At 64.4% G+C, this 20,455-nt stretch carries 20 protein-coding genes; 11 read left to right on the plus strand and 9 right to left on the minus strand.

The window, feature by feature from the left end; all coding sequences use genetic code 11:
* Nucleotides 1–102 precede the first annotated feature (102 nt).
* Together can and ACWYRN_RS10825 are read left to right on the plus strand one after the other, a co-directional pair.
* Complete coding sequence (can, locus tag ACWYRN_RS10820; RefSeq protein WP_229439159.1) at nucleotides 103–780, plus strand: carbonate dehydratase; 678 nt, start codon at nucleotides 103–105, stop codon at nucleotides 778–780.
* A complete protein-coding gene (locus tag ACWYRN_RS10825; RefSeq protein WP_488692418.1) occupies nucleotides 777–1,160 on the plus strand; it encodes a nucleotide pyrophosphohydrolase in 384 nt (127 codons plus the stop codon). Before can ends, ACWYRN_RS10825 begins: the two co-directional genes overlap by 4 nt.
* A gap of 220 nt (nucleotides 1,161–1,380) precedes the next feature.
* Here ACWYRN_RS10825 and ACWYRN_RS10830 read toward each other — a convergent pair whose 3' ends face one another.
* From ACWYRN_RS10830 to ACWYRN_RS10845, 4 genes are all read right to left on the minus strand, one after another.
* Nucleotides 1,381–1,674, minus strand: a complete 294-nt coding sequence (locus ACWYRN_RS10830) for a DUF4844 domain-containing protein (RefSeq protein ID WP_488692419.1) — start codon at nucleotides 1,672–1,674, stop codon at nucleotides 1,381–1,383.
* Nucleotides 1,674–3,128 carry an NADP-dependent succinate-semialdehyde dehydrogenase gene (gabD, locus tag ACWYRN_RS10835; protein WP_488692420.1) on the minus strand — a complete coding sequence of 485 codons (1,455 nt, stop codon included), beginning with the start codon at nucleotides 3,126–3,128 and terminating at the stop codon, nucleotides 1,674–1,676. The genes ACWYRN_RS10830 and gabD overlap by 1 nt, the downstream gene beginning before the upstream one ends.
* Nucleotides 3,129–3,209: 81 nt before the next feature.
* Nucleotides 3,210–3,620 (minus strand): hydroxyisourate hydrolase, encoded by a 411-nt coding sequence (uraH, locus tag ACWYRN_RS10840; RefSeq protein ID WP_488692421.1) that lies wholly within the window; start codon nucleotides 3,618–3,620, stop codon nucleotides 3,210–3,212.
* A 21-nt stretch (nucleotides 3,621–3,641) separates the two neighbouring features.
* Nucleotides 3,642–4,136: a GlcG/HbpS family heme-binding protein gene (locus ACWYRN_RS10845; RefSeq protein WP_488692422.1), complete on the minus strand. Its 495-nt coding sequence runs from the start codon at nucleotides 4,134–4,136 to the stop codon at nucleotides 3,642–3,644.
* Between the two features lie 135 nt (nucleotides 4,137–4,271).
* Between ACWYRN_RS10845 and ACWYRN_RS10850 the strand changes: the two genes are divergently transcribed.
* Nucleotides 4,272–4,958: a heavy metal response regulator transcription factor gene (locus ACWYRN_RS10850; protein WP_488692805.1), complete on the plus strand. Its 687-nt coding sequence runs from the start codon at nucleotides 4,272–4,274 to the stop codon at nucleotides 4,956–4,958.
* Complete coding sequence (locus ACWYRN_RS10855) at nucleotides 4,955–6,343, plus strand: heavy metal sensor histidine kinase (RefSeq protein ID WP_488692423.1); 1,389 nt, start codon at nucleotides 4,955–4,957, stop codon at nucleotides 6,341–6,343. The genes ACWYRN_RS10850 and ACWYRN_RS10855 overlap by 4 nt, the downstream gene beginning before the upstream one ends.
* A 102-nt stretch (nucleotides 6,344–6,445) precedes the next feature.
* On the opposite strand, the gene ACWYRN_RS10860 is transcribed toward ACWYRN_RS10855, so the two are convergent.
* Entirely contained in the window at nucleotides 6,446–6,976 is a 531-nt protein-coding gene (locus ACWYRN_RS10860; RefSeq protein WP_488692424.1) for a PEP-CTERM sorting domain-containing protein, read from the minus strand.
* Nucleotides 6,977–7,345: 369 nt separating this feature from the next.
* Here ACWYRN_RS10860 and ACWYRN_RS10865 point away from each other — a divergent pair, with 369 nt between their 5' ends.
* The 3 genes from ACWYRN_RS10865 to ACWYRN_RS10875 all read left to right on the plus strand — a co-directional run bounded on the left by ACWYRN_RS10865 (nucleotide 7,346) and on the right by ACWYRN_RS10875 (nucleotide 11,080).
* Nucleotides 7,346–8,104, plus strand: coding sequence for a gamma-glutamyl-gamma-aminobutyrate hydrolase family protein (locus tag ACWYRN_RS10865; protein ID WP_229439168.1), 759 nt, complete (start codon nucleotides 7,346–7,348; stop codon nucleotides 8,102–8,104).
* Nucleotides 8,105–8,220: 116 nt separating this feature from the next.
* On the plus strand, nucleotides 8,221–9,591 hold the full coding sequence (locus tag ACWYRN_RS10870) for a glutamine synthetase family protein (protein WP_488692425.1): 1,371 nt from the start codon (nucleotides 8,221–8,223) through the stop codon (nucleotides 9,589–9,591).
* 40 nt (nucleotides 9,592–9,631) lie between these two features.
* On the plus strand, nucleotides 9,632–11,080 hold the full coding sequence (locus ACWYRN_RS10875; RefSeq protein ID WP_488692426.1) for an aspartate aminotransferase family protein: 1,449 nt from the start codon (nucleotides 9,632–9,634) through the stop codon (nucleotides 11,078–11,080).
* A gap of 201 nt (nucleotides 11,081–11,281) precedes the next feature.
* On the opposite strand, the gene ACWYRN_RS10880 is transcribed toward ACWYRN_RS10875, so the two are convergent.
* Complete coding sequence (locus tag ACWYRN_RS10880; protein ID WP_488692427.1) at nucleotides 11,282–12,742, minus strand: high affinity choline transporter 1; 1,461 nt, start codon at nucleotides 12,740–12,742, stop codon at nucleotides 11,282–11,284.
* A 133-nt stretch (nucleotides 12,743–12,875) separates the two neighbouring features.
* Between ACWYRN_RS10880 and ACWYRN_RS10885 the strand changes: the two genes are divergently transcribed.
* Both ACWYRN_RS10885 and ACWYRN_RS10890 read left to right on the plus strand, forming a co-directional pair.
* Complete coding sequence (locus ACWYRN_RS10885) at nucleotides 12,876–14,360, plus strand: aldehyde dehydrogenase (protein ID WP_488692428.1); 1,485 nt, start codon at nucleotides 12,876–12,878, stop codon at nucleotides 14,358–14,360.
* A gap of 50 nt (nucleotides 14,361–14,410) precedes the next feature.
* A complete protein-coding gene (locus tag ACWYRN_RS10890) occupies nucleotides 14,411–14,749 on the plus strand; it encodes a hypothetical protein (RefSeq protein ID WP_488692429.1) in 339 nt (112 codons plus the stop codon).
* Nucleotides 14,750–14,792: 43 nt separating this feature from the next.
* On the opposite strand, the gene proX is transcribed toward ACWYRN_RS10890, so the two are convergent.
* The 3 genes from proX to proV are packed head-to-tail and all read right to left on the minus strand — an operon-like array spanning nucleotide 14,793 to nucleotide 18,237.
* Nucleotides 14,793–15,842 carry a glycine betaine/L-proline ABC transporter substrate-binding protein ProX gene (gene proX, locus ACWYRN_RS10895; RefSeq protein WP_488692430.1) on the minus strand — a complete coding sequence of 350 codons (1,050 nt, stop codon included), beginning with the start codon at nucleotides 15,840–15,842 and terminating at the stop codon, nucleotides 14,793–14,795.
* 14 nt (nucleotides 15,843–15,856) lie between these two features.
* Nucleotides 15,857–17,005 (minus strand): glycine betaine/L-proline ABC transporter permease ProW, encoded by a 1,149-nt coding sequence (proW, locus tag ACWYRN_RS10900; protein WP_488692431.1) that lies wholly within the window; start codon nucleotides 17,003–17,005, stop codon nucleotides 15,857–15,859.
* Nucleotides 17,002–18,237, minus strand: a complete 1,236-nt coding sequence (gene proV / locus ACWYRN_RS10905) for a glycine betaine/L-proline ABC transporter ATP-binding protein ProV (protein ID WP_488692432.1) — start codon at nucleotides 18,235–18,237, stop codon at nucleotides 17,002–17,004. Before proV ends, proW begins: the two co-directional genes overlap by 4 nt.
* Nucleotides 18,238–18,807: 570 nt before the next feature.
* On the opposite strand from proV, the gene ACWYRN_RS10910 reads away from it, so the two are divergent.
* The gene (locus ACWYRN_RS10910) at nucleotides 18,808–19,071 is read left to right on the plus strand and encodes a helix-turn-helix domain-containing protein (RefSeq protein WP_488692433.1); all 264 of its coding nucleotides are present in this window, start codon (nucleotides 18,808–18,810) and stop codon (nucleotides 19,069–19,071) included.
* A 2-nt stretch (nucleotides 19,072–19,073) separates the two neighbouring features.
* Complete coding sequence (locus ACWYRN_RS10915) at nucleotides 19,074–20,420, plus strand: type II toxin-antitoxin system HipA family toxin (protein ID WP_488692434.1); 1,347 nt, start codon at nucleotides 19,074–19,076, stop codon at nucleotides 20,418–20,420.
* The last annotated feature ends 35 nt before the right edge of the window (nucleotides 20,421–20,455 follow it).

A 20,455-nucleotide genomic window follows, 5' to 3' on the forward strand; every position in this document is an offset into this window, starting at 1 on the left:
AACCCTCCGTCACCGTGCACGCTTCGACGCCCTGCGCTTACAATACGAAAAATCACCGAACATCACGGGCTGCCCCGCGCCGCCCGCAGCAAGGAGAACCACATGGCAAAAACCCCCACCGGCCTGACGGCGGAAGACCTGTTCGAACGCAACCGTAAATGGGCGGCCTCGATGGTCGAGCAAGACCCGGGCTTCTTCAAGGACCTGGCCTCGCAACAAGCCCCTGAATACCTCTGGATCGGCTGCTCCGACAGCCGCGTTCCCGCCAACGAACTGCTCGGCATGGCCCCGGGCGAACTGTTCGTGCACCGGAACATCGCCAACGTCATTTCGCATTCGGACCTGAACGCCCTCACCGTGCTGCAATTCGCGGTCGACGTGCTGAAGGTGAAGCACATCATCCTCTGCGGCCACTACGGCTGCTCGGGCGTGGGCGCCGCACTGAACAATACCCGCGTCGGCCTGGCCGACAACTGGCTCGGCCACGTGCGCGACGTGCGCGACAAGCACGGCCAGTACCTGGGCAACGTCAGCGGCGTGTCGGCCATCAACCGCCTGGTCGAATTGAACGTCGCCGAGCAGGTGATCAACGTGGCCCAGACCACCGTCGTGCGCGACGCCTGGGAACGCGGCCAGCCGCTGACCATCCACAGCTGGGTCTACGGCGTGCACGACGGCCTGCTGCGCGACCTCGGCATCACGGTCAGCAGCTACGACCAGATCGCGCCGAAGCTGGAAGTGGTGCTGGACGGCTACCGCGACCGCGGCGAGGAACTGTGAGTTCTTCCGCCGGGCCGGACGCGCCCGGTGACCTCGCCCGGCTGCGCGAGCTGGTCCGCGTCTTCGTCGACGAGCGCGACTGGGACCAGTTTCATACGCCAAAGAATTTGTCGTCGGCGCTGAGCGTGGAGGCGGCCGAGCTGCTGGAGCATTTCCAGTGGCTGCAGACGGGGCAGGCCGAGGAGCTGGGCGAAGCGAAGTTGCGTGAAGTGCGGCATGAGATGGCCGATGTGCTGGTGTATCTCGTGCGGCTGGCTGACAAGCTTGATGTCGATTTGATGGCGGCGGTGGAGGAGAAGATGGTGCTGAATCGTGCCAAGTATCCCGCCGACAAAGTGCGCGGGGATGCGCGCAAGTATGACGAGTACAAGGACGCGTAATCCGCTTTTCCAGTCGGCTGATCTCGACTACGTGCCCTTGCAAGGGCGTAGGGTGGGCCCGTCATTGAAGCCCCCAGCTTCAATGACCCACGCGGTCGTACTGATGCGTTCTGGTAAGCATCGCGCAGCGGTTGCGCCATATGCAAAAGCTTACGAGCGACACCTGCAGGCACGTGTCCAGGTGATGAGCACGTAACCGCGTGGGCACGGAGTGCCCACCCTACGGAGCACTTGTACCGATAATCGCGAGCATTTCCTTCAGCGCATTGCCGAATCGCTTACGTGCCTCGGCATCTTCTTCCTCCACCGCTTCCCGCGACTTCTGCACCTGCTTCAACACCCAGAACCTGGTCGGATGCCCCTCGATCCCCTCCAGCAAGCGGCCGCGCAAATGCTCGAACTCCGCGGCAGCCAGACCCTCCAGCCCCGGCCGATACCCCCGCAAGCCCTCCAGCACCCGCGGCACGATGAACAACGGCGCATCCGCCACATCGCGCAGCGGGTCGCGCGCCATCACATGCCGCCCATGCAGATGTACTTCACCACGAGATAATCCTCGATCCCGTAGGCCGAGCCTTCGCGCCCCAGGCCGGATTGCTTGACGCCGCCGAAGGGCGCCACCTCGGTCGAGATCAGCCCGGTGTTCACGCCTACCATCCCGCTTTCGATCGCCTCGGCCACGCGCCACACCCGCCCGATGTCGCGCGAATAAAAATACGAGGCCAGGCCGAATTCGCTGTCGTTGGCCATGGCCACGACTTCCTCTTCGGTCTGGAAGCGGAACAGCGGCGCCAGCGGGCCGAAGGTTTCCTCGCGCGCCACCATCATCTCCGGCGTCACATCGGCCAGCACGGTCGGCTGGAAGAAACTGTGGCCCAGTGCATGCCGCTTGCCGCCCAACATCAGGCGCGCGCCTTTCGACAGCGCATCGGCAATGTGCTGCTCGACTTTCACCACGGCTTTTTCTTCGATCAGCGGACCCTGGGTCACGCCGTCTTCCACGCCATTGCCCACCTTCAGTTTTTCGACGGCGGCGACCAGCTTGCGTGCGAATTCCTCGTACACGCCGTCCTGCACATACAGGCGGTTGGCGCACACGCAGGTCTGGCCCGCATTCCTGTATTTCGAGGCAATCGCGCCTTCCACGGCGGCGTCGATGTCGGCATCGTCGAAGACGATGAAGGGTGCATTCCCGCCCAGTTCCAGCGAGATTTTCTTCACGGTCGGCGCGCACTGTTCCATCAGTAGGCGGCCCACGGCGGTCGAGCCGGTGAAGCTGAGCTTGCGTACTGTCGGGTTGCTCGTCATTTCGCCGCCGATGGCTTTCGAGTCGCCGGTAACGACGCTGAACACGCCTTTCGGCACGCCGGCGCGCTCGGCCAGCACCGCCAGCGCCAGGGCAGAATAGGGCGTCAGTTCGGCGGGCTTCAGCACGATGGGGCAGCCGGCGGCCAGTGCCGGGGCCACCTTGCGGGTGATCATCGCCGCCGGGAAGTTCCAAGGCGTGATGGCGGCGCACACGCCGATCGGTTCCTTCGTCACCACGATGCGGCGGTCCGGCCAGGGCGATTGCAGGGTGTCGCCATTCACGCGCTTGGCTTCCTCGCCGAACCACTCGAAGAAGGAGGCGGCGTAGGCGACTTCGCCTTTCGATTCGGTAAGGGGCTTGCCCTGTTCGGCCGTCATCAGAAGCGCCAGGTCGTCGGCATTCTCCAGCATCAAATCGTTCCACTTGCGCAGGACCAGGCTGCGCTCGCGTGCGGTCTTCTTGCGCCAGGCCGGCCAGGCGGCGTTCGCGGCCTCGATGGCGCGCCGGGTTTCCCCGGCGCCCATGTGCGGCACGGTGCCCAGTTTCTCGCCGGTGGCGGGATTGATGACGTCGACCGTGGCGCCTTCAAGGGCGTTGCACCAGGCGCCGTCGATGTAGGCCTGCTGGCGCAGCAGGCTGGTGTCTTTCAGGTTCAGCATGAAGTCCTCGGTTCGGTGAACAATGCTTCATGGTAGACCTTTTTCCGACACTGCCGGTTCCGCTACCCTGGGCAGGACGCGTCAGTTGCCGCGGTAGGTCGAGTAGCCGAAGGGGCTCAGCAGCAGCGGAATATGGTAGTGCTGCGTGGTATTTTCCACCTTGAACTCGACCGGAATGCGCGGAAAGAAAGTGGCCTGGCCCTGGCGTGCATAGTGCTCGCCGGTCTTGAAGACGATGCGGTATTCGCCGGCCGCGATCGGCTTGCCCTCCGGGTACAGGGCGGCGATCCGTCCCTGCGCGTTCGTGACGCCGGCCGCCAGTTCGCGCCATTGTTCGCCGCTGCGCTGCTCCAGCGTCACGCCGATGCCGGCGGTTGGCTGGCCACTTTGCAGGTCGAGCACGTGCACGCTCAGCGGGTTGGGGGCGGCGAGGGCGGAACCGGCAGCCAGGAAGAAGGCGCCAGCCAGGATCAGGGGGCGGAATGCTTGCATGATATTTCCTTTAAAGAGAGGTCAGGGTTGGTCGAGTTGCGGGACGGCGGCCAGTGCCGCAAGCGCGCAGGCATGGTCGTTGACGGCGCCGCCACCGCCGGCCACGCCGATGGCGCCGACCGGCTGGCCCTTTGCCATCAATGGCAGGCCGCCGCCCAGCAGCAACAGCTCGGGCAGGCTGGCCAGGTTGCGCGCATCCGGGTCGGCGGCGGCCTTGCGCGCCAGGGTGAGGGTGGCGCTGCGCGTCGACAGGGCGGTGTAGGCCTTGCGCCGGCTCGCTTCGGTGTTGTGCGGGCCGACGCCGTCGGCGCGCTGCAGGGCGACCAGGTTGCCGCCGCGGTCAAGCACGCTGACCACGATGGCGCGTCCCTGGCGCCCGCAGGCGTCGACGGCGACGCTGGCCAGCCGGTTGGCGGCGGCCAGCGTCAGCTCGTCGTGCTGGCGCAGCTGGGCGCAAGCGGAGGAGGCAGTGGCGGAGGCGCAAACGGCGAGCAGGACGGCAAGGAATGAGCGCATGGTGTTTCTCGGATAAGTGGGACAGCCGTCACCTTAACCGGCGCCAGGCAACGCGCAGCTGACCGCCAGATGACAATCCTGTCATCTTCGGCCCGGTGCAAACGGCATAGAATGGCGCTTTTGCCCGAGCATGCCATGGCCATCCTGGTGATCGAAGACGAGCCGAAGACCGGCGACTACCTGCAGCGCGGCTTGGGCGAGTCGGGCTTTACCGTGCATCTCGCGCGCAATGGCCGCGACGGGCTGTTCATCGCGCGCGAAGAAGAGATCGACCTGGTCGTGCTCGACGTCATGCTGCCGCGCATGGACGGCTGGCAAGTGCTGGAAGCCTTGCGCGGCGATCCGGCGACCGAACAGATCCCGGTGTTGTTCCTGACCGCCCGCGACGAGGTCGAGGACCGGGTGCGCGGGCTGGAACTGGGCGCCGACGACTACCTGGTCAAGCCCTTCGCCTTTGTCGAGTTGCTGGCGCGCATACGCACCCTGTTGCGGCGCGGCCCGGTACGCGAAGAAGAACTGATCCGCATCGGCGACATGGAGATCGATGTGCTGCGCCGCCGTGTGCGCCGCGGCGGGCAGGCGATCACGCTCACGGCCCAGGAGTTCGCGCTGCTGCACCTGCTGGCGCGGCGCCAGGGCCAGGTGTTGTCGCGCTCGCTCATCGCCTCCCAGGTCTGGGACATGAACTTCGACAGCGATACCAACGTCATCGACGCGGCGGTGCGCCGCCTGCGGCGCAAGATCGACGATCCTTTCACTGACAAGCTGATCCACACACGGCGCGGCATGGGCTATGTGTGCGAGACCGGGGCGGCGCAGTGAGCGGGGCAGTACGCGGTTCGCTGACCCTGCGCGTGACGCTGGTGTTCACGCTGATCGTGGCGCTGGCGGCGTCCGGCCTGGGCGTCTACCTGTACCGCGCCTTTGCCGGGGAAATCGTGCGGCGCGACGATATCCAGCTGCTCGGCAAGCTGCGCCAGGTGCAGATGCTGCTGGGACGTCCGGGCGCGGCCGAGCTGCTGCGTGCGCAACCGGATGTCTTTCGCGACACAATGAGCGGCCAGGAAAATTCCCTGGTGCGCATCCTGGCCGCCGACGGCCGGCTGCTGGCCGACATCAATGCCCTCGGCGAACACTATCCGGTACCGCCGGCCGCCGGCGCCGCGCCGGGCGTTGCCGCAATCGCGGCCTGGACCACGCGTGGCGGCGACCCGGGCCGGGTAGTGGCCGGCAGCGCGCGTCTGGACGCGGGCGAGGTGACGGTGGTGGTCGCGCGCGCCTACGGCGAGCGCAACGCCATGTTCGCGGCATACCGGCGCCAGATTGCCGGCGCGGTGGCGGTCAGTGCGCTGGCCGCGGCCTTGCTGGCGGCCCTGATGCTGCGCCGCGGCCTGCGGCCCTTGCGCACCATGGCCGAGCATGCTGCGCTGGTGCGCCCGGGGACGCTGGCGCGCCGCCTCGATAGCGGCAGCGCGCCGTCGGAACTGCGCCCGCTGGCCGAGGCCATCAATGCCATGCTCGACCGGTTGCAGGCAGGCTATGTCCGCCTGTCCGGTTTTTCGGCCGACCTGGCGCACGAGTTCCGCACACCGGTAACGAATTTGCTGGGGCAAAGCCAGGTCATGCTGGCGCAGGCGCGCAGCGTCGCCGACTACGAAGCCCTGACCGTATCCAACATCGAAGAGCTGGAACGGCTGGCGCGCATGATCGACAGCATGCTGTTCCTGGCGCGCGCCGAGCAGGACGAGGTAAGGCTGCAGCGCCAGCCGCTGGCGGCGCTGGAGGAGATGCGCAAGGTGGCCGACTTCTACGACGGCATGGCGCAGGAGCGCGCGCTGGCACTGGAATGTGCCGGCAATGCCACGGTGCTGGCCGACGCCGCCTTGTTGCGCCGGGCCCTGGCCAATGTGCTGTCGAATGCCGTGCGGCATGCCGACTCAGGCAGCACCATCGTCCTGCACGCGCGTGAACAGGGCAACCGGGCCGTGATCAGTATCACGAATACCGGCCCGTCGCTTGCGCCGGCCCACCTGGCGCACCTGTTCGAGCGCTTTTATCGGGCCGACGCCGCGCGCAGCGATGCCGAAGGCTCCACCGGCCTGGGATTGTCGATCGTCAGCGCCATCATGGTGCTGCATGGCGGCGAGGCCGCGGTCGAGGCGGATGGCAAGCGCATGACTTTCACCCTGACATTTCCTGGCGCATGAGCCCGGCCACGCGCAGGCGGTGTCAAGTTTTCCGACAAGCATGAAAAAGAGCGCCGCATGGGCGCTCTCCGTGTTTCCGCTCCCGGCAATGCCGGGCTGTCATTACTTGCGGCGGCGCGCCGCGGCCAGGCCCATCATGCCCAGGCCCAGGGTCAGCAGGGTAGCCGGCTCGGGAACGTCCGACGGCGGGTTCGGAGTGGTCGGGGGCGTGGCAATCTGCACGTGCTTGATATCGAGGTGCACGTTTTTCAGCCAGACGTCCTGGTCATAGCAGAAGAAGATGCCGCGGGTGCAGCCGAGCGAAACCGAGAGGTTCAGCTTGTGATCTTCCAGCATCGACGGCATGACATCGAACCCGTAGGTAACGTAGTGGCTCACATTCTTGATGGTGTCTACGAAGATATTGTCGAGCTTGACGGTAATGGTTTCCCGGGTGGTCAAGGCCAGGTTCAACGGGTCGGCAAAGCTCAGGTAGAGCCTGGCCGATTCGATCTCGTAGCCTTCCTTTTCGGCGATCTTCAGGGTGAGGTCGTACGGATTGTCCGTCGTCACGTAAGCCGGCAGGTAGGTTGCCTGGGCTGCGGAAGCAAAACCAAGGGCGAGGACGGCGGTAGCAATGATCTTTTTCAGCATGGACATGGATCCTTGTTCTGGTTGAATGAGTGAATCGACTTGATTTCAATTAAAGCAATTACTATGCCTGAAAGGAAATAGTCATTTCTTTCAATCACTTATACTTTCCAGGGTGGGCCGTACTAGCTCAGCTGTAAGATTTTTCGACAGGTCCGGCAGAAGGCAGGCGCCAACCGCGGCTGCCGGATCGTGTTGGCACCGGTCTTCGGTTAACGTTAAGATTTTGCTATGGAAATCGCGTTTTACTAGCAGATCGGCGCTGCCTGCGCGCGCAAAGCGCACGGTGTTTGATCTGGATTAACGGCCACTCGCGCCTGGACCAGATTGCTCGTATGATGGTCTTCGTGCGCTCACGACAAGGTAGACACCATGCGCCCCATCGTTATCGTTCCAGCATGCACGCGTGACTTCGGCGAACACCCGTATCACGCTGCCCAGCACAAGTATTGCGACGCCGTCGTCCTGGGAGCCGATTGCGCTCCCATGATCCTGCCCTCGCTCGGGCCGGCGCTCGACCTGGAAACCATGCTGCAACTGTGCGACGGGATCATGCTCACCGGTTCGGCCTCCAACGTGCACCCCAGCTATTACTCCGAGGACGTGCTCGACCCGTCGCTGCCGCAAGACCCGGCGCGCGACGAAACCACGCTGCCGCTGATCCGCGCAGCCGTGGGGCGCGGCATTCCGATCATCGCGATCTGCCGCGGTTTCCAGGAGATGAACGTGGCCCTTGGCGGCAGCCTGCACCAGGCGGTGCAAACCGTGCCCGGCAAGTTCGACCACCGCGAAAACGCCGAACTCGGCATGGACGAACAGTACGGCGATGCCCATAAAGTCAGCATCGTGCCGGGCGGCTTCCTGCACGGCGTGCTCGGCGCCGACGAGATTCCCGTCAATTCCCTGCACGGGCAGGGCGTCAATGAACTGGCGCCCGGCCTGGTGGTCGAAGCCACTGCCGAGGACGGACTGGTCGAAGCATTCTCGGTCGGCGCCGCGCCCGGCTTCACGCTGGCGGTGCAGTGGCACCCGGAATGGCGCATCACCCACAATCCGTATTCCATGAAGATGTTCGGCGCCTTCGGCCAGGCTTGCCGCGATTACCGCGCCAGGAAACAGGGACGCCTATGACCGCCTGGGAAAAGTGGGCGGCGCGCGCCGTTCCCTAGCTTGCCTCGTTCTCTCCAGCACCTACGTGCCGGCGTGCCTTTGCGCGCCTGCGAACCGAAGCGAACAATGAGGCAAACATGGCAATCCGCGAGAATTTTAGCTACACCGACATGGACGACTGGCTCAATGCCAAGCGCGTCACCGAAATCGAATGCCTGGTCCCCGACCTGACCGGCGTTGCCCGTGGCAAGATCCTGCCGCGCGTGAAATTTACCGAAGAGCGCGGCATGCGCCTGCCGGAAGCCGTGCTCGGCATGACCGTCACCGGGAATTCGCCGACCCACGACGCCGCCTACGACAAGGCGATCTCGTCCACCGACCGCGACATGATCCTGAAGGCCGACCCGACCACCATCACCATGGTGCCGTGGGCGGTCGACCCCACCGCGCAGGTGATCCACGACTGTTACTTTGCCAGCGGCGAGCTGGTCGACTTCGCGCCGCGCTCGGTACTGCGCCGCGTGCTGAAACTGTATGAGAAGAAGGGCTGGAAGCCGCTGGTCGCGCCGGAACTCGAGTTCTATCTCACCGCCAAGAACATCGACCCCGACCTGCCATTGACGGCCCCGATCGGCCGCAGCGGGCGCTCGGAAACCAGCCGCCAGGTCTACAGCATCGACGCCGTCAACGAGTTCGACCCGCTGTTCGAGGACATCTACGATTACTGCGACATGATGAACCTCGACGTCGACACCCTGATCCATGAGATCGGCGCGGGCCAAATGGAAATCAATTTCCAGCACGGCGATCCGCTGGGCCTGGCCGACAAGGTGTTCTACTTCAAGCGCACCCTGCGCGAAGCGGCGCTGAAGCACGACATGTACGCCACCTTCATGGCCAAGCCGATGGCCGGAGAGCCGGGCTCGGCCATGCACGTGCACCAGAGCGTGGTCGACGTAAACACCGGCCGCAACATCTTCAGCAACGAGGATGGTTCCGCTTCCAGACTGTTCCACCAGTACATTGGCGGCCTGCAGCGCTACATGCCGTCGGCGATGGCGGTGGTGGCGCCCTACGTGAACTCCTACCGCCGCATCGTGCGCCACACGGCCGCGCCGATCAATCTGCAATGGGGCATCGACAACCGCACCGTCGGCTTCCGCGTACCGGTGTCGGGTTCGCAGGACCGCCGCGTGGAAAACCGCATCATCGGCGCCGACGCCAACCCTTATCTGGCGCTGGCCGTCACGCTGGCCTGCGGCTACCTCGGCATGATCGATGGCACCGAGCCGTCGCCAATCGTCGAGGGCAGTGCCTACAACATGCCGGTCGAGCTGCCGCAAGGCTTGCCGGAAGCCCTGAACCTGCTGCGCGGCGAAGCGGCATTGCGCGAAGTGCTGGGCGAACGTTTCATCGACGTGTATTCGGCGATCAAGGAACTCGAGCACCAGGAGTTCATGACCGTCATCAGCCCATGGGAGCGCGAACACCTGCTGCTGCACGTCTGAAAACCAAAACAGGGATTTTCAACAACAACGAGGTGCCATCATGGCAACCGACGACACGGCGGTGCTTGCCGCCAGCTTGAGCTCCACGCGCCTGCCGGACGTGGAAACCTTCGACACGCGCGCCATCCAGCAACGCGACGCGGCGCATTTCCTGCACCCGTTCACCGACCACGCGGCGCTGCGAAGTCGCGGCGCACGCGTGATCGTGCGCGGGCAGGGCGTGTACCTGTGGGATTCCGAAGGCAAGCAATTGATAGACGGCATGTCGGGCCTCTGGTGCGTGAACGTGGGCTATGGCCGCACCTCGATTTCCCAGGCTGTGTACCAGCAGATGGAAACCCTGCCTTTCTATAACAGCTTCTTCAACACCACCAACGTGCCGGCCGTCGAGCTGGCCACCGAGCTGGTGGCCCTGGCGCCGCCGCAGTTCAGCCACGTGTTCTTCACCGGCTCGGGCTCGGAAGCCAACGACACCGTGGTGCGCATGGTGCGCCGCTATTGGGACGTGATGGGCCAGCCCGCCCGCACTGTCATCATCAGCCGCCACAACGCCTATCATGGCAGCACCATGGCCGGGGCTTCGCTGGGCGGCATGGCCGGCATGCATGCGCAGGGCGGGCTGCCGATCCCGGACATCGTGCACATCGGCCAGCCGAATTATGCCGAGAGCGGCCACGGCATGAGCGAGCACGCCTTCGGGCTGCGCGCCGCCGGCTGGCTCGAAGAGCAGGTCCTGGCCAGCGGGCCGGAACGGGTGGCCGCCTTCATCGGCGAGCCGGTGCAGGGCGCAGGCGGCGTCATCATTCCGCCGGAAACCTACTGGCCGGAAGTGCAGCGCATCTGCGACAAGTACGGCATTTTGCTGATCGCCGACGAGGTGATTTGCGGCTTCGGGCGCCTGGGCACGATGTTCGGCTCGGAGCTGATGGGCATGCGGCCGGACCTGATCAGCTTTGCCAAGGGCGTGACCTCGGGCTACGTGCCGCTGGGTGGCGTTCTGGTCGGCAAGCGGGTGGCGCAGGCGCTGATCGAGCGGGGCGGCGACTTCAACCACGGCTTCACCTATTCCGGCCACCCGGTGGCCTGCGCGGCGGCGCTGGAAAATTTGCGCATCCTGCGCGAGGAAAAACTGGTGGACAAGGTGGCGCTGGAAACCGGGCCGCATCTGAAGGCGGCGTTTGCCGAACTGGCCACGCATCCGCTGGTCGGGCATGCCGAGAGTTGCGGCATGGTGGCGGGGCTGAACCTGGTGCGGCGCAAGGGAACCGGGCCGCACGATTGCGAGCATTTTGCACGCGAGCTGGGGGTGGGGATGCTGTGCCGCGGGCACATGTTCGACAACGGGGTGATCATGCGCGCCGTGGGCGACCGGATGATCGTGGCGCCGCCGCTGGTGATGACGAAGGCCGAGATCGACGAGATGGCCGAGCGGATCTGGGATTGCCTGGACTTGACGCTGGCGGATGGGTACAACCGGGGCTGGATCTAGCCTGGAATGGTGGCGTGTTTATCTTTGCGTGGCGATCGGACATGCGTATGTGATCTGAACGCGTGGACGGCAGAGCTGTCCACCCTACGATATTTTCAGACCCGTAGGGTGGACGGGTTTCCCGTCCACGCGTTCAGCTAACAATGTGCTGTGGCACGGCTAACATTGCTCATCGTTCCGCGTGGGCACGGAGTGCCCACCTTACGCACCAGCCGCGATGGTCTTCGTCGGCTCCGTCCGGTTCTTCAGCACCTGCGGCGCCAGCGAACCCACGAACATGCCCACGAACGCCGCCAGCAGGCCGGCCAGCTGCCCCGGGAAATGCTCGCCCAGCGTCGAGATCTGCGGGAAGAACGCTATCCACACCACCAGCCCGGCCACGATCGAGAAGATCCCGCCCTGGGTCGTCGCTCGCTTCCAGTACAGGCCCATCACCAGCGGCACGAAGGCGGCCACCAGCGTCACCTGGTAGGCCGAGGACACCAGCTCATAGATCGAGGTGCCTTCCATCGCAATCGCATACACCAGCACCAGCGCCGCGAAGATCACGATGGTGATGCGCATGGCCAGCAGTTGCTGGCGGTCGCTCATGCCCGGGCGGATATTTTTCAGGATGTTCTCGGTGAAGCTGGTCGACGGCGCCAGCAGGGTAGCCGACGAAGTGCTCTTGATCGCCGACAGCAGGGCGCCGAAGAACAGGATCTGCATGATCAGCGGCATTTTCGTCATGACGAAGGTCGGCAGCAGCTGCTGGTAATCGTTGCGCGCGATTTCCATGGCGTTACTGCCCATCACCACCACCGCGGCGGCGACGATGAACATCGGCACGAAACCGAACAGGATGTAGCTGGCGCCGCCGATCACGGCGCCGGCGCGCGCGGTCGGCGCGTCCTTGGCCGACATCACGCGCTGGAACACGTCCTGCTGCGGAATGCTGCCGAACATCATGGTAATCGCCGCGCCGATAAAGAAGACGATGTCGTTGAAGGTCGGCTCGGGCAGCAGGCGCCACAGGTTGGCTTGCTGGGCCATGTCCAGCACCTTGTCGGCGCCGCCGGCCAGGTCGGCCGCGAAGAAGGCGATGATCGACATGCCGATCACCAGCACGATCATCTGGATGAAGTCGGTCAGCGCCACGGCCAGGAAGCCGCCCACCACCACGTAGATCAGCACGGCCAGGGTGCCGATCACCATGCCCACCGCAGGCGGCATGGCGCCATTGGTCAACACCGAGAACACCAGGCCGAGCGCCGTGATCTGGGCCGCGACCCAGCCGAGGTAGCTCAGGATGATGGCCACCGAGCAAAAGATCTCGATGCCCTTGCCGTAGCGCTGGCGGTAGTAGTCGCCGATGGTCAGCAGGTTCAGTTTGTACAGCTTGGTCGCGAAGAACAGGCCGACCAGGATCAGGCAGGTGCCGGCGCCGAAGGGGTCTTCGATGATGGCGTTCAGGCCGCCCTGCACGAACCTGGCCGGCACGCCCATCACGGTTTCGGCGCCGAACCAGGTGGCAAACGTCGTCGTGATGACCATGATCAAAGGCAGGCTGCGGCCTGCGACAGCGAAGTCGCTGGTATTCTTGATACGCGAGCCTGCCCACACGCCCAGCGCCAAGGTGCCCAGCAGGTAGATGACGACACAGGTAATCAGGGTGTAATTCATAGGGAAGATGCCTCGGCTAGGGCAGGAAATTATCGGGCGGAAAATCGGCGATTATAGCGGCAGAAACTGGCAGGGGGATCAACCTTGCCCGGATTTTCGTGGTGTTTTCTTTCATCATCGGGGGAATACTGGCATGACAACAACACACTGGCACGACCGTGCCGCCGCGCTGGAAATCGATGGCCGCGCCTTCATCAACGGCGAGCGGGTCCATGCGCGATCCGAAGCGCGTTTCGACTGCATCTCGCCGGTCGACGGCCGCAAGCTGGCCGAGGTGGCGCGCTGCGACCTGGCCGACGTCGACGCGGCCGTCGCCTGCGCCCGCGCCGCTTTCGACGACCGGCGCTGGGCCGGCAAGGCGCCTGCCGAGCGCAAGCGCGTATTGGTCCGCTTCGCCGATCTGATGCTGGAGCAGCGCGACGAACTGGCCCTGCTGGAAACCCTGGACATGGGCAAACCGATCCGCTACAGCCGCAGCGTCGACGTGCAGCTGGCCCAGAACTGCATCCGCTGGTATGGCGAAGCGGTCGACAAGCTCTACGACCAGGTGGCGCCCACGCCCGAAGACAGCCTGGCCCTGGTCACGCGCGAGCCGGTCGGCGTGGTGGCCGCCATCATTCCCTGGAACTACCCGATGCTGATGGCGGCCTGGAAGATCGGCCCGGCCCTGGCCGCCGGCAACAGCCTGGTATTGAAACCGTCGGAAAAGGCGCCGCTGACGGCCCTGCGCCTGGCCGAGCTGGCGCTGGAGGCCGGCGTGCCACCGGGCGTGTTCAACGTGCTGCCCGGTTATGGCGAGGAAGCAGGAAAGGCGCTCGGCCTGCACATGGACGTCGACTGCATCGCGTTCACCGGATCGACCCGCACCGGCAAGCAGATCGTGCAGATGGCGGGGCAATCGAACCTGAAGCGCGCCTGGACCGAGCTCGGCGGCAAGTCCGCCAACATCGTCTGCGCCGACTGCCCGGACCTCGATGTCGCCGTGGCCGCCGCGGTCGGTTCCATCTATTTCAACCAGGGCGAAAGCTGCAACGCGCCCTCGCGCCTGTTCGTCGAGGCATCGATCAAGGATGCATTCCTGGAAAAGGCCCTGGCGCTGGTGCCGAACTTCACGCCGGGCGACCCGCTCGATCAAGACACGGTGATGGGCGCGATCGTCGACGCCGTCCAGATGAAGACCGTGCTCGGCTACATCGCCTCGGGCCAGGAAGAGGGCGCGCGGCTGCTGGCGGGCGGCGAGGCAGCGCGGGTCGAGTCGGGCGGCCTGTACGTTGCGCCGACGCTGTTCGATGGCGTCGCCCCCGGCATGCGCATCGCGCGCGAGGAAATCTTCGGGCCGGTGCTGTCGGTGCTGTCGTTCACCGACCTCGACGAGGCGGTGCGCCAGGCGAATGCCACGCCCTACGGCCTGGCGGCGGCGGTGTGGACGTCGAACATGAGCAAGGCGATCCGCAGCGCACGCAGCCTGCGCGCCGGCACGGTCCACGTGAACCAGTACGACAGCGACGACATCACCGTGCCCTTCGGCGGCTATAAGCAGTCCGGCAACGGGCGCGACAAGTCGCTGCACGCCTTTGACAAGTACACCGAGCTGAAGACGACCTGGATCGGGCTCTGAGCGCGGGCGATGGCATGAATCCTGCAGGTTGGTAAGGAATCAGGAAGCCTATGATCTATGTATTGAATGCGGCATTGGTGTGCGTCTGGCTTGCCATCTCGAGCGCCATTTACGCCGGGCTGTGGCATGCCTGGCTGCGGAGAACGACGCTGCCATGGCGCACCGTGCTGAACCTGCTTGCGGCGGCGTTGTTGAGTCCCGGCGTTGTGACCGGACACGGCGTCGCGCCCGTTCCCGGCGGTCTTGCCTTCCTGGCGACAGCAACAGCCCATGGCAATTCGCTACGCATCTTCAACTTCAGCATGTGCTTGCTGACCTTCGTCCTCTTCCTCGTGCTGGACCGGCGGCTCCAGCGCAGGAAAGCCCGGCCCGGGGAAGCGTGGCGCTAGCCCGGGCCGAAGGCGGTGCGTTTCGTGTCCTGACAGCCCGGGATCAGGGCTTGGCCGCCGCCAGCGCCTGCGCGATCCAGCTGTCGAACAATTGCTGGTGGAACTTGATCCAGCCCGCCGTATGGCGCGCGATATCGTCCTGGGAATTTTCGCCGGTGCGCATGCGCTCGTTCTGCGCATTGATGTCGGCAATCGGCAAACGCATGACCTGGAACAGCTTGACGGCCGCCGGGTTCTTCTCGGCCCAGGCACGGTTCACGACGATGCGCGTGGTGTTCACCGAAAAGCCGTAGTCGCTGCCATCGTCCAGGCGGGTATTGTCCTTGCGTGGATTGGCCGAGAACGGCACCTGCAGCCACACCACATCCTTGCCCGGCACCAGCACGCCGCTCACCCAGTAGGGCGTCCAGGTGTAGTACAGGATCGGTTCGCCACGCTCGTGGCGGCCGATCGTGTCGGCGATCAGCGCGGCGTAGCTGCCCTGCACGTGCTTGACGGTGGCGCGCAGTTTGTAGGCGTCCATGTGGTGCTCGATCATGGCTTCGCAGCCCCAGCCCGGATCGCAGCCGGTCAGGTCGGCCTTGCCGTCGCCGTCATGGTCGAACAGCTTGGCCAGGCCCGGGTCGCGCAGCTGCTCGATGTTCGTGATGTTGTATTTCTCGGCCGTTGCCTTGTCGATCAGGTAGCCCTGCGCGGCCGGGCCGGCGTAGGCGCCGGTGCGCAGCAGCTTGGCATCGCCGCCGGCATTGTCGTAGTAATCCTGGTGCAGCGGGTCCCAGTGGACCGCGAGGAAGGTCGCATCGCCATTGCCCACGGCGACGTGGGCGGTGGGGTAGGCGACTTCCTTGATCGGCTGGATCTCGTAGCCCAGCTTTTCCAGGGCGCTGTTCACCAGCATGGTCTGGAAGGTTTCCTCGGCAACCGAGCCTTGCAGCGCCTGCACCTGGATGCCCTTGCCGGGCAGTTCGGCAGCCGGCGTTTGCGCCATGGCCAGGCTCGTGGTGAGGGTGAGGGCGGCAAGCGCCATGGCCGAGAACCACTGGAAGCGGCGCTTCGTCCTGGCTGTGTCTTTAAAGTTTGCAAGTTGATGCATCAAAATCCTTTCTTTTATTGGGTACGCATCGAGCGAACGGGTGCGGCGGCCGCATCGCCGCGTGCCTGGCTGCCCCGCACCAGGCGCAGGACGACGCCGGCCGGCCCGGTCTGGTACCAGTGCCGCACGCCGCGGCGCGGCTGGCCCATCGCCTGGGTCAGGCGGTCCAGCATGATGGCCAGCAGCACGATGCCGAGGCCGCCGACGGTGGCCATGCCCATGTCCAGGCGGCCAATACCGCGCAGCACCATCTGGCCCAGGCCACCGACCGCGATCATCGAGGCGATCACCACCATCGACAGCGACAGCATCAGCGACTGGTTGATGCCGGCCATGATCGACGGCATCGCCAGCGGGAATTGCACGCGGGTGAGCAGCTGCCAGGGCGAGGCGCCGTAGGCACGCGCCGCTTCGATCAGGTCGGGACGGACTTGCCGGATGCCGAGATTGGTCAGGCGCACGAGCGGCGGCAGGGCGAAGATGATGGTGACGATCACGCCAGGCGCATTGCCGATACCGAACAGCATGACCACCGGCACCAGGTAGACAAAGGCCGGCGTGGTCTGCATGGCGTCGAGCAGCGGGCGCAGGATGTTCTGCGCGCGGTCGCTGCTGGCCAGGAAGATCCCCAGCGGCAAGCCAAGCGCCAGGCAGAAAGCGAGCGAAGTCAGCACCAGCGACAGGGTGACCATCGCTTCCGGCCAGACGCCCAGCACCGACACCAGCAGCAGGGACACCACGGTGCCAACGGCCAGCGCGCGGCTGGTGAACTGCCAGGCCAGCAGGCCGATGATGGCGATCACCACCAGCGAAGGCGCGGCCAGCAGCAGGTGGCTGAACGCATTCAGCGTGGCGTCGATCGGCGCGCGCACGGCCTGGAAGAAGGGTCGGAAATGCGCGACCACCCAGCCCAGGCCTTCGTTGATCCAGGACTGCAGCGGCAGCGAACCGTCGAGGATATGCGCGACGTCGATGCCGGCTGCGTGTTCGGGCGTGGCCGAAGGCGGCACCGCGTCGAGCCAGGAGGTGTCGGACGGCGGCGCCGGCAGCCATGGGTTGACCTGGGCGGCCTGCTCGGCGACCGGTGCGCTGACCGGGGCAACGGCCGGTGCTGCGAACCCTTCTACTGCCGCTTGCGCAGCGCTGACGGTACTCGAATTCATGCTTGTCCTTTCTGTGTCTGCATTTCAGGAACGGCCGGCGTATCGCGGTCGAGGAACTTCAGCAAGGTGGTCTTGCTGATGGCGCCGCGGAAGCTGCCGTCGTTGGCCACCACCGGCACCGCGTACGGCAGCTGCGCCACCTGGCCGAACAAACCGGCGACGGGCTCGTCGGCATGGATGGTTTGCACGTCCGGGAGAAAGGCATGCGCCAGGCCCAGCGGGCCGGTATGGCCGTCGAGCGCGCTGCGCAGCGAATCGGCCGAGACCACGCCGAGGAATGTGCGCCCCGGGCTCACGACATAGGCGTAGGCCCGGTCCTGTTCTTCCAGCATCGACAGCGCCGCACGCGAACCGCGGGTGGGCGACTCCGACACCACGATCTGGCTCTTGCGGGCGATGTCGCCGGCCTTGAAGACGGCCGCCGCATCGACGCCGCGCACGAAGTTGCGCACGTAGTCGTTGGCAGGCTGGCGCAGGATTTCCTCCGGCGTGCCGACCTGCACCACGTGGCCATCCTTCATGATGGCGATGCGGTCGCCGATGCGCATGGCTTCGTCGAGATCGTGCGAAATGAAGACGATGGTGCGGCGCTTGATCTGCTGCAGGCGCAGCAGCTCGGACTGCATGTCGGTGCGCATGATCGGGTCGAGCGCGGAAAACGCTTCGTCCATCAGCAGGATCGACGGGTCGGATGCCAGCGCACGGGCCAGGCCCACGCGTTGCTGCATGCCGCCCGAAAGTTCATCGGGATAGCTGGCGGCATAGCCCGCGAGGCCGACCTGTTCCAGCGCCTGCAGCGCCTGCGCATGGCGCTCGGCCTTGGGAATGCCGGCCAGCTCCATGCCGAACGCGGTGTTGTCGAGCACGGTGATATGCGGCAGCAGCGCGAACGACTGGAACACCATGCTGATGTCCTTGCGGCGCAGGGCGCGCAGTTGCGCGTCGGGCAGGGTATTGATGTCGTCGCCGTCGACCAGGATGCGGCCGGCGGTCGGCTCGACCAGGCGGTTGAGCATGCGCACCATCGTCGACTTGCCCGAACCGGACAGGCCCATGATGACGAAGATTTCGCCGGCCTCGATGGTGAAGGTGGCGTCGAACACGCCGATGGTGCAGCCGGTACTGGCCAGGATGTCCTGCTTGCCGGCGCCCTGGCGGACCAGTTCCAGCGCCGCTTCGGGTTCGTCGCCGTAGACCTTGAAGACATGGTCGATGATGATTTGTTTTGCCACGTTGTGGTTCTCCTTCGATTTGGCGAATGGGCACTTGGGCAAAAAACCTGGGCCATACCCGCCAAAGGGAATGAATGGACCCGAGCCGTCGGCGATGCAAGGCGCACGAGCGCACGAGCGCGCAGGCGACGGAAAGGGGCGAGACACGCATTGCCGGAGCAAATGCCGTTCAAGGGTGTCGGTTGCGTGTTAAAAGAGGCTGGGGTTCAGGACTTTTAAGCACGCAGGCGCCGCGCATGCACGGCGCCAGGAGTGTTGACGCAAAAGCTGCTTCAAACGATTACAGGTGTGGGCGCAAGGCCCTGGAGTGATTTTCCACGGGTGGAAAATACGGTGCAGCAGAATGCCGTATTGACGACAATTGTTGTTAATTGTTGCCAATTTTAGTGCAAAATGACAAGAAAGTCAATTGGCACGGCGAAACGGATGTGCTAGTAATGTGCTCTGGCGTACCGATTGCGGAAACTACGTAGACAGTGATGACGATGAACTTAGCTGTTATTCAGCTAGATTGACTTTATCCGCTTTACAGATAAAATGATTTTATCTGGATATCGGATATTCTCATCTATGTCTTTTTCGCCTGCCACCCCTGTTCTCATCACCGCAGCGCAGCTGGGCCAGTTGCTGATAGCGACCCGCAAACGGCATAGGCTTACACAAACAGCTGTGGCGAATCGAGTCGGCCTGAGCCAGAACCGTATCTCTTATCTTGAGAGCCATCCTGAGGAAATCAGCGTCAAGCAATTGCTCAGCTGGTGCTCGGCACTCGAGTTGGAACTGCGTCTGGGTGAGCGGGATATACCGGCCGCAAGCAGTTCTTCGGAGTGGTAGGCATGGGGCGCCGTTCACATAGCCAGATACTGCACCTTTGGGCCAATGGGGATTACGTTGGCCGGTGGACGGTCAAGGCCAATGGAGACTCCGAACTGCAGTACGACATCGCCTGGCGCCGTTCCGAGCGTGGCCGCCCGATTTCGCTGTCGATGCCGTTCAATCTGCGTAACGAACCGCTCAAGGGGGCGCACGTCTCGCACTATTTCGAAGGGCTTTTGCCTGATAGCGATACCATCCGCAAGCGTGTTGCAGCCCGCTTCAAGACAGGTTCCATCGAGGCGTTTGACCTTCTTGCGGCGATTGGCCGGGACTGCGTCGGCGCCTTGCAGCTCCTGCCCGAAGGCGTCGAACCGGAAGGGGTTGCCCAGGTTGACGGCATTGCCGTGGACGACGACGCCATCGAGCGGCACCTGCTCGAAGTGATCGACCCAGGCAGGTATGGCACGCCGCAGGACCCCGACGACGACTTTCGTATATCGCTGGCGGGAGCGCAAGAGAAAGATGCTTTCTTACGGTGGGAAGGAAAATGGCTCAAGCCACGTGGAGCTACACCGACGACCCACATCTTCAAGCTGCCGATTGGAATGGTAGGTGGCCGCAAGGCTGACTTCTCCACATCGGTAGATAACGAGTGGCTATGCCTGCGCCTGTTCAAGGAGTACGGACTGCCCACTGCGAATGCCGAGATTGCGACGTTCGGCTCGCAACGGGTGCTCGTTGTCGAGCGTTTCGACCGTACGCTATCGGCCAACGGCAAGCAGCTCTTCCGGCTTGTCCAGGAGGACTTCTGTCAGGCAACCGGGACCTCGCCGCTGGTGAAATACGAAAATGAAGGTGGCCCAGGTTTACAGCAGATGTTTACGCTCCTGCAGCAATCGCAACAGGCCGCTACGGACATGCGTACGCTGATGGCCACGCAACTGCTGTTCTGGATGCTGCGTGCACCAGATGGTCACGCCAAGAACTTCAGTATCCAACTGCTCGCCGGGGAGGGACGTTTCAGGCTGACGCCTATCTATGATGTGATGTCGGCTTATCCTGTTATCGGTGCTGGGCCGAACCAGTGGGCAGACCACGACATCAAGATGGCGATGGCCCTGCTTGGGAAGAGCCGGCATTATCTGGCACGCGGCATCATGCGGCGGCACTTTAACAGCACTGCCAGGAAGGTCGGTTACGGCAACGACGCCGAGCCGCTGCTACAGGAATTCATTGCCCGCACGCCTGGGGTCGTGGAGAAGATCCGCACCGACCTTCCGGTTGGGTTGTCGGAACAGGTCGCCGACAAGATTCTGGGCGGCCTTCTCAATGCAGCAGAGGCGCTAGAACGGATGGGACCAGGCTAATCGACACCAAGGCCCATACTTTCCAGGATGGAAAT

The sequence above is a fragment of the Massilia sp. BAP21 genome (assembly GCF_057801335.1).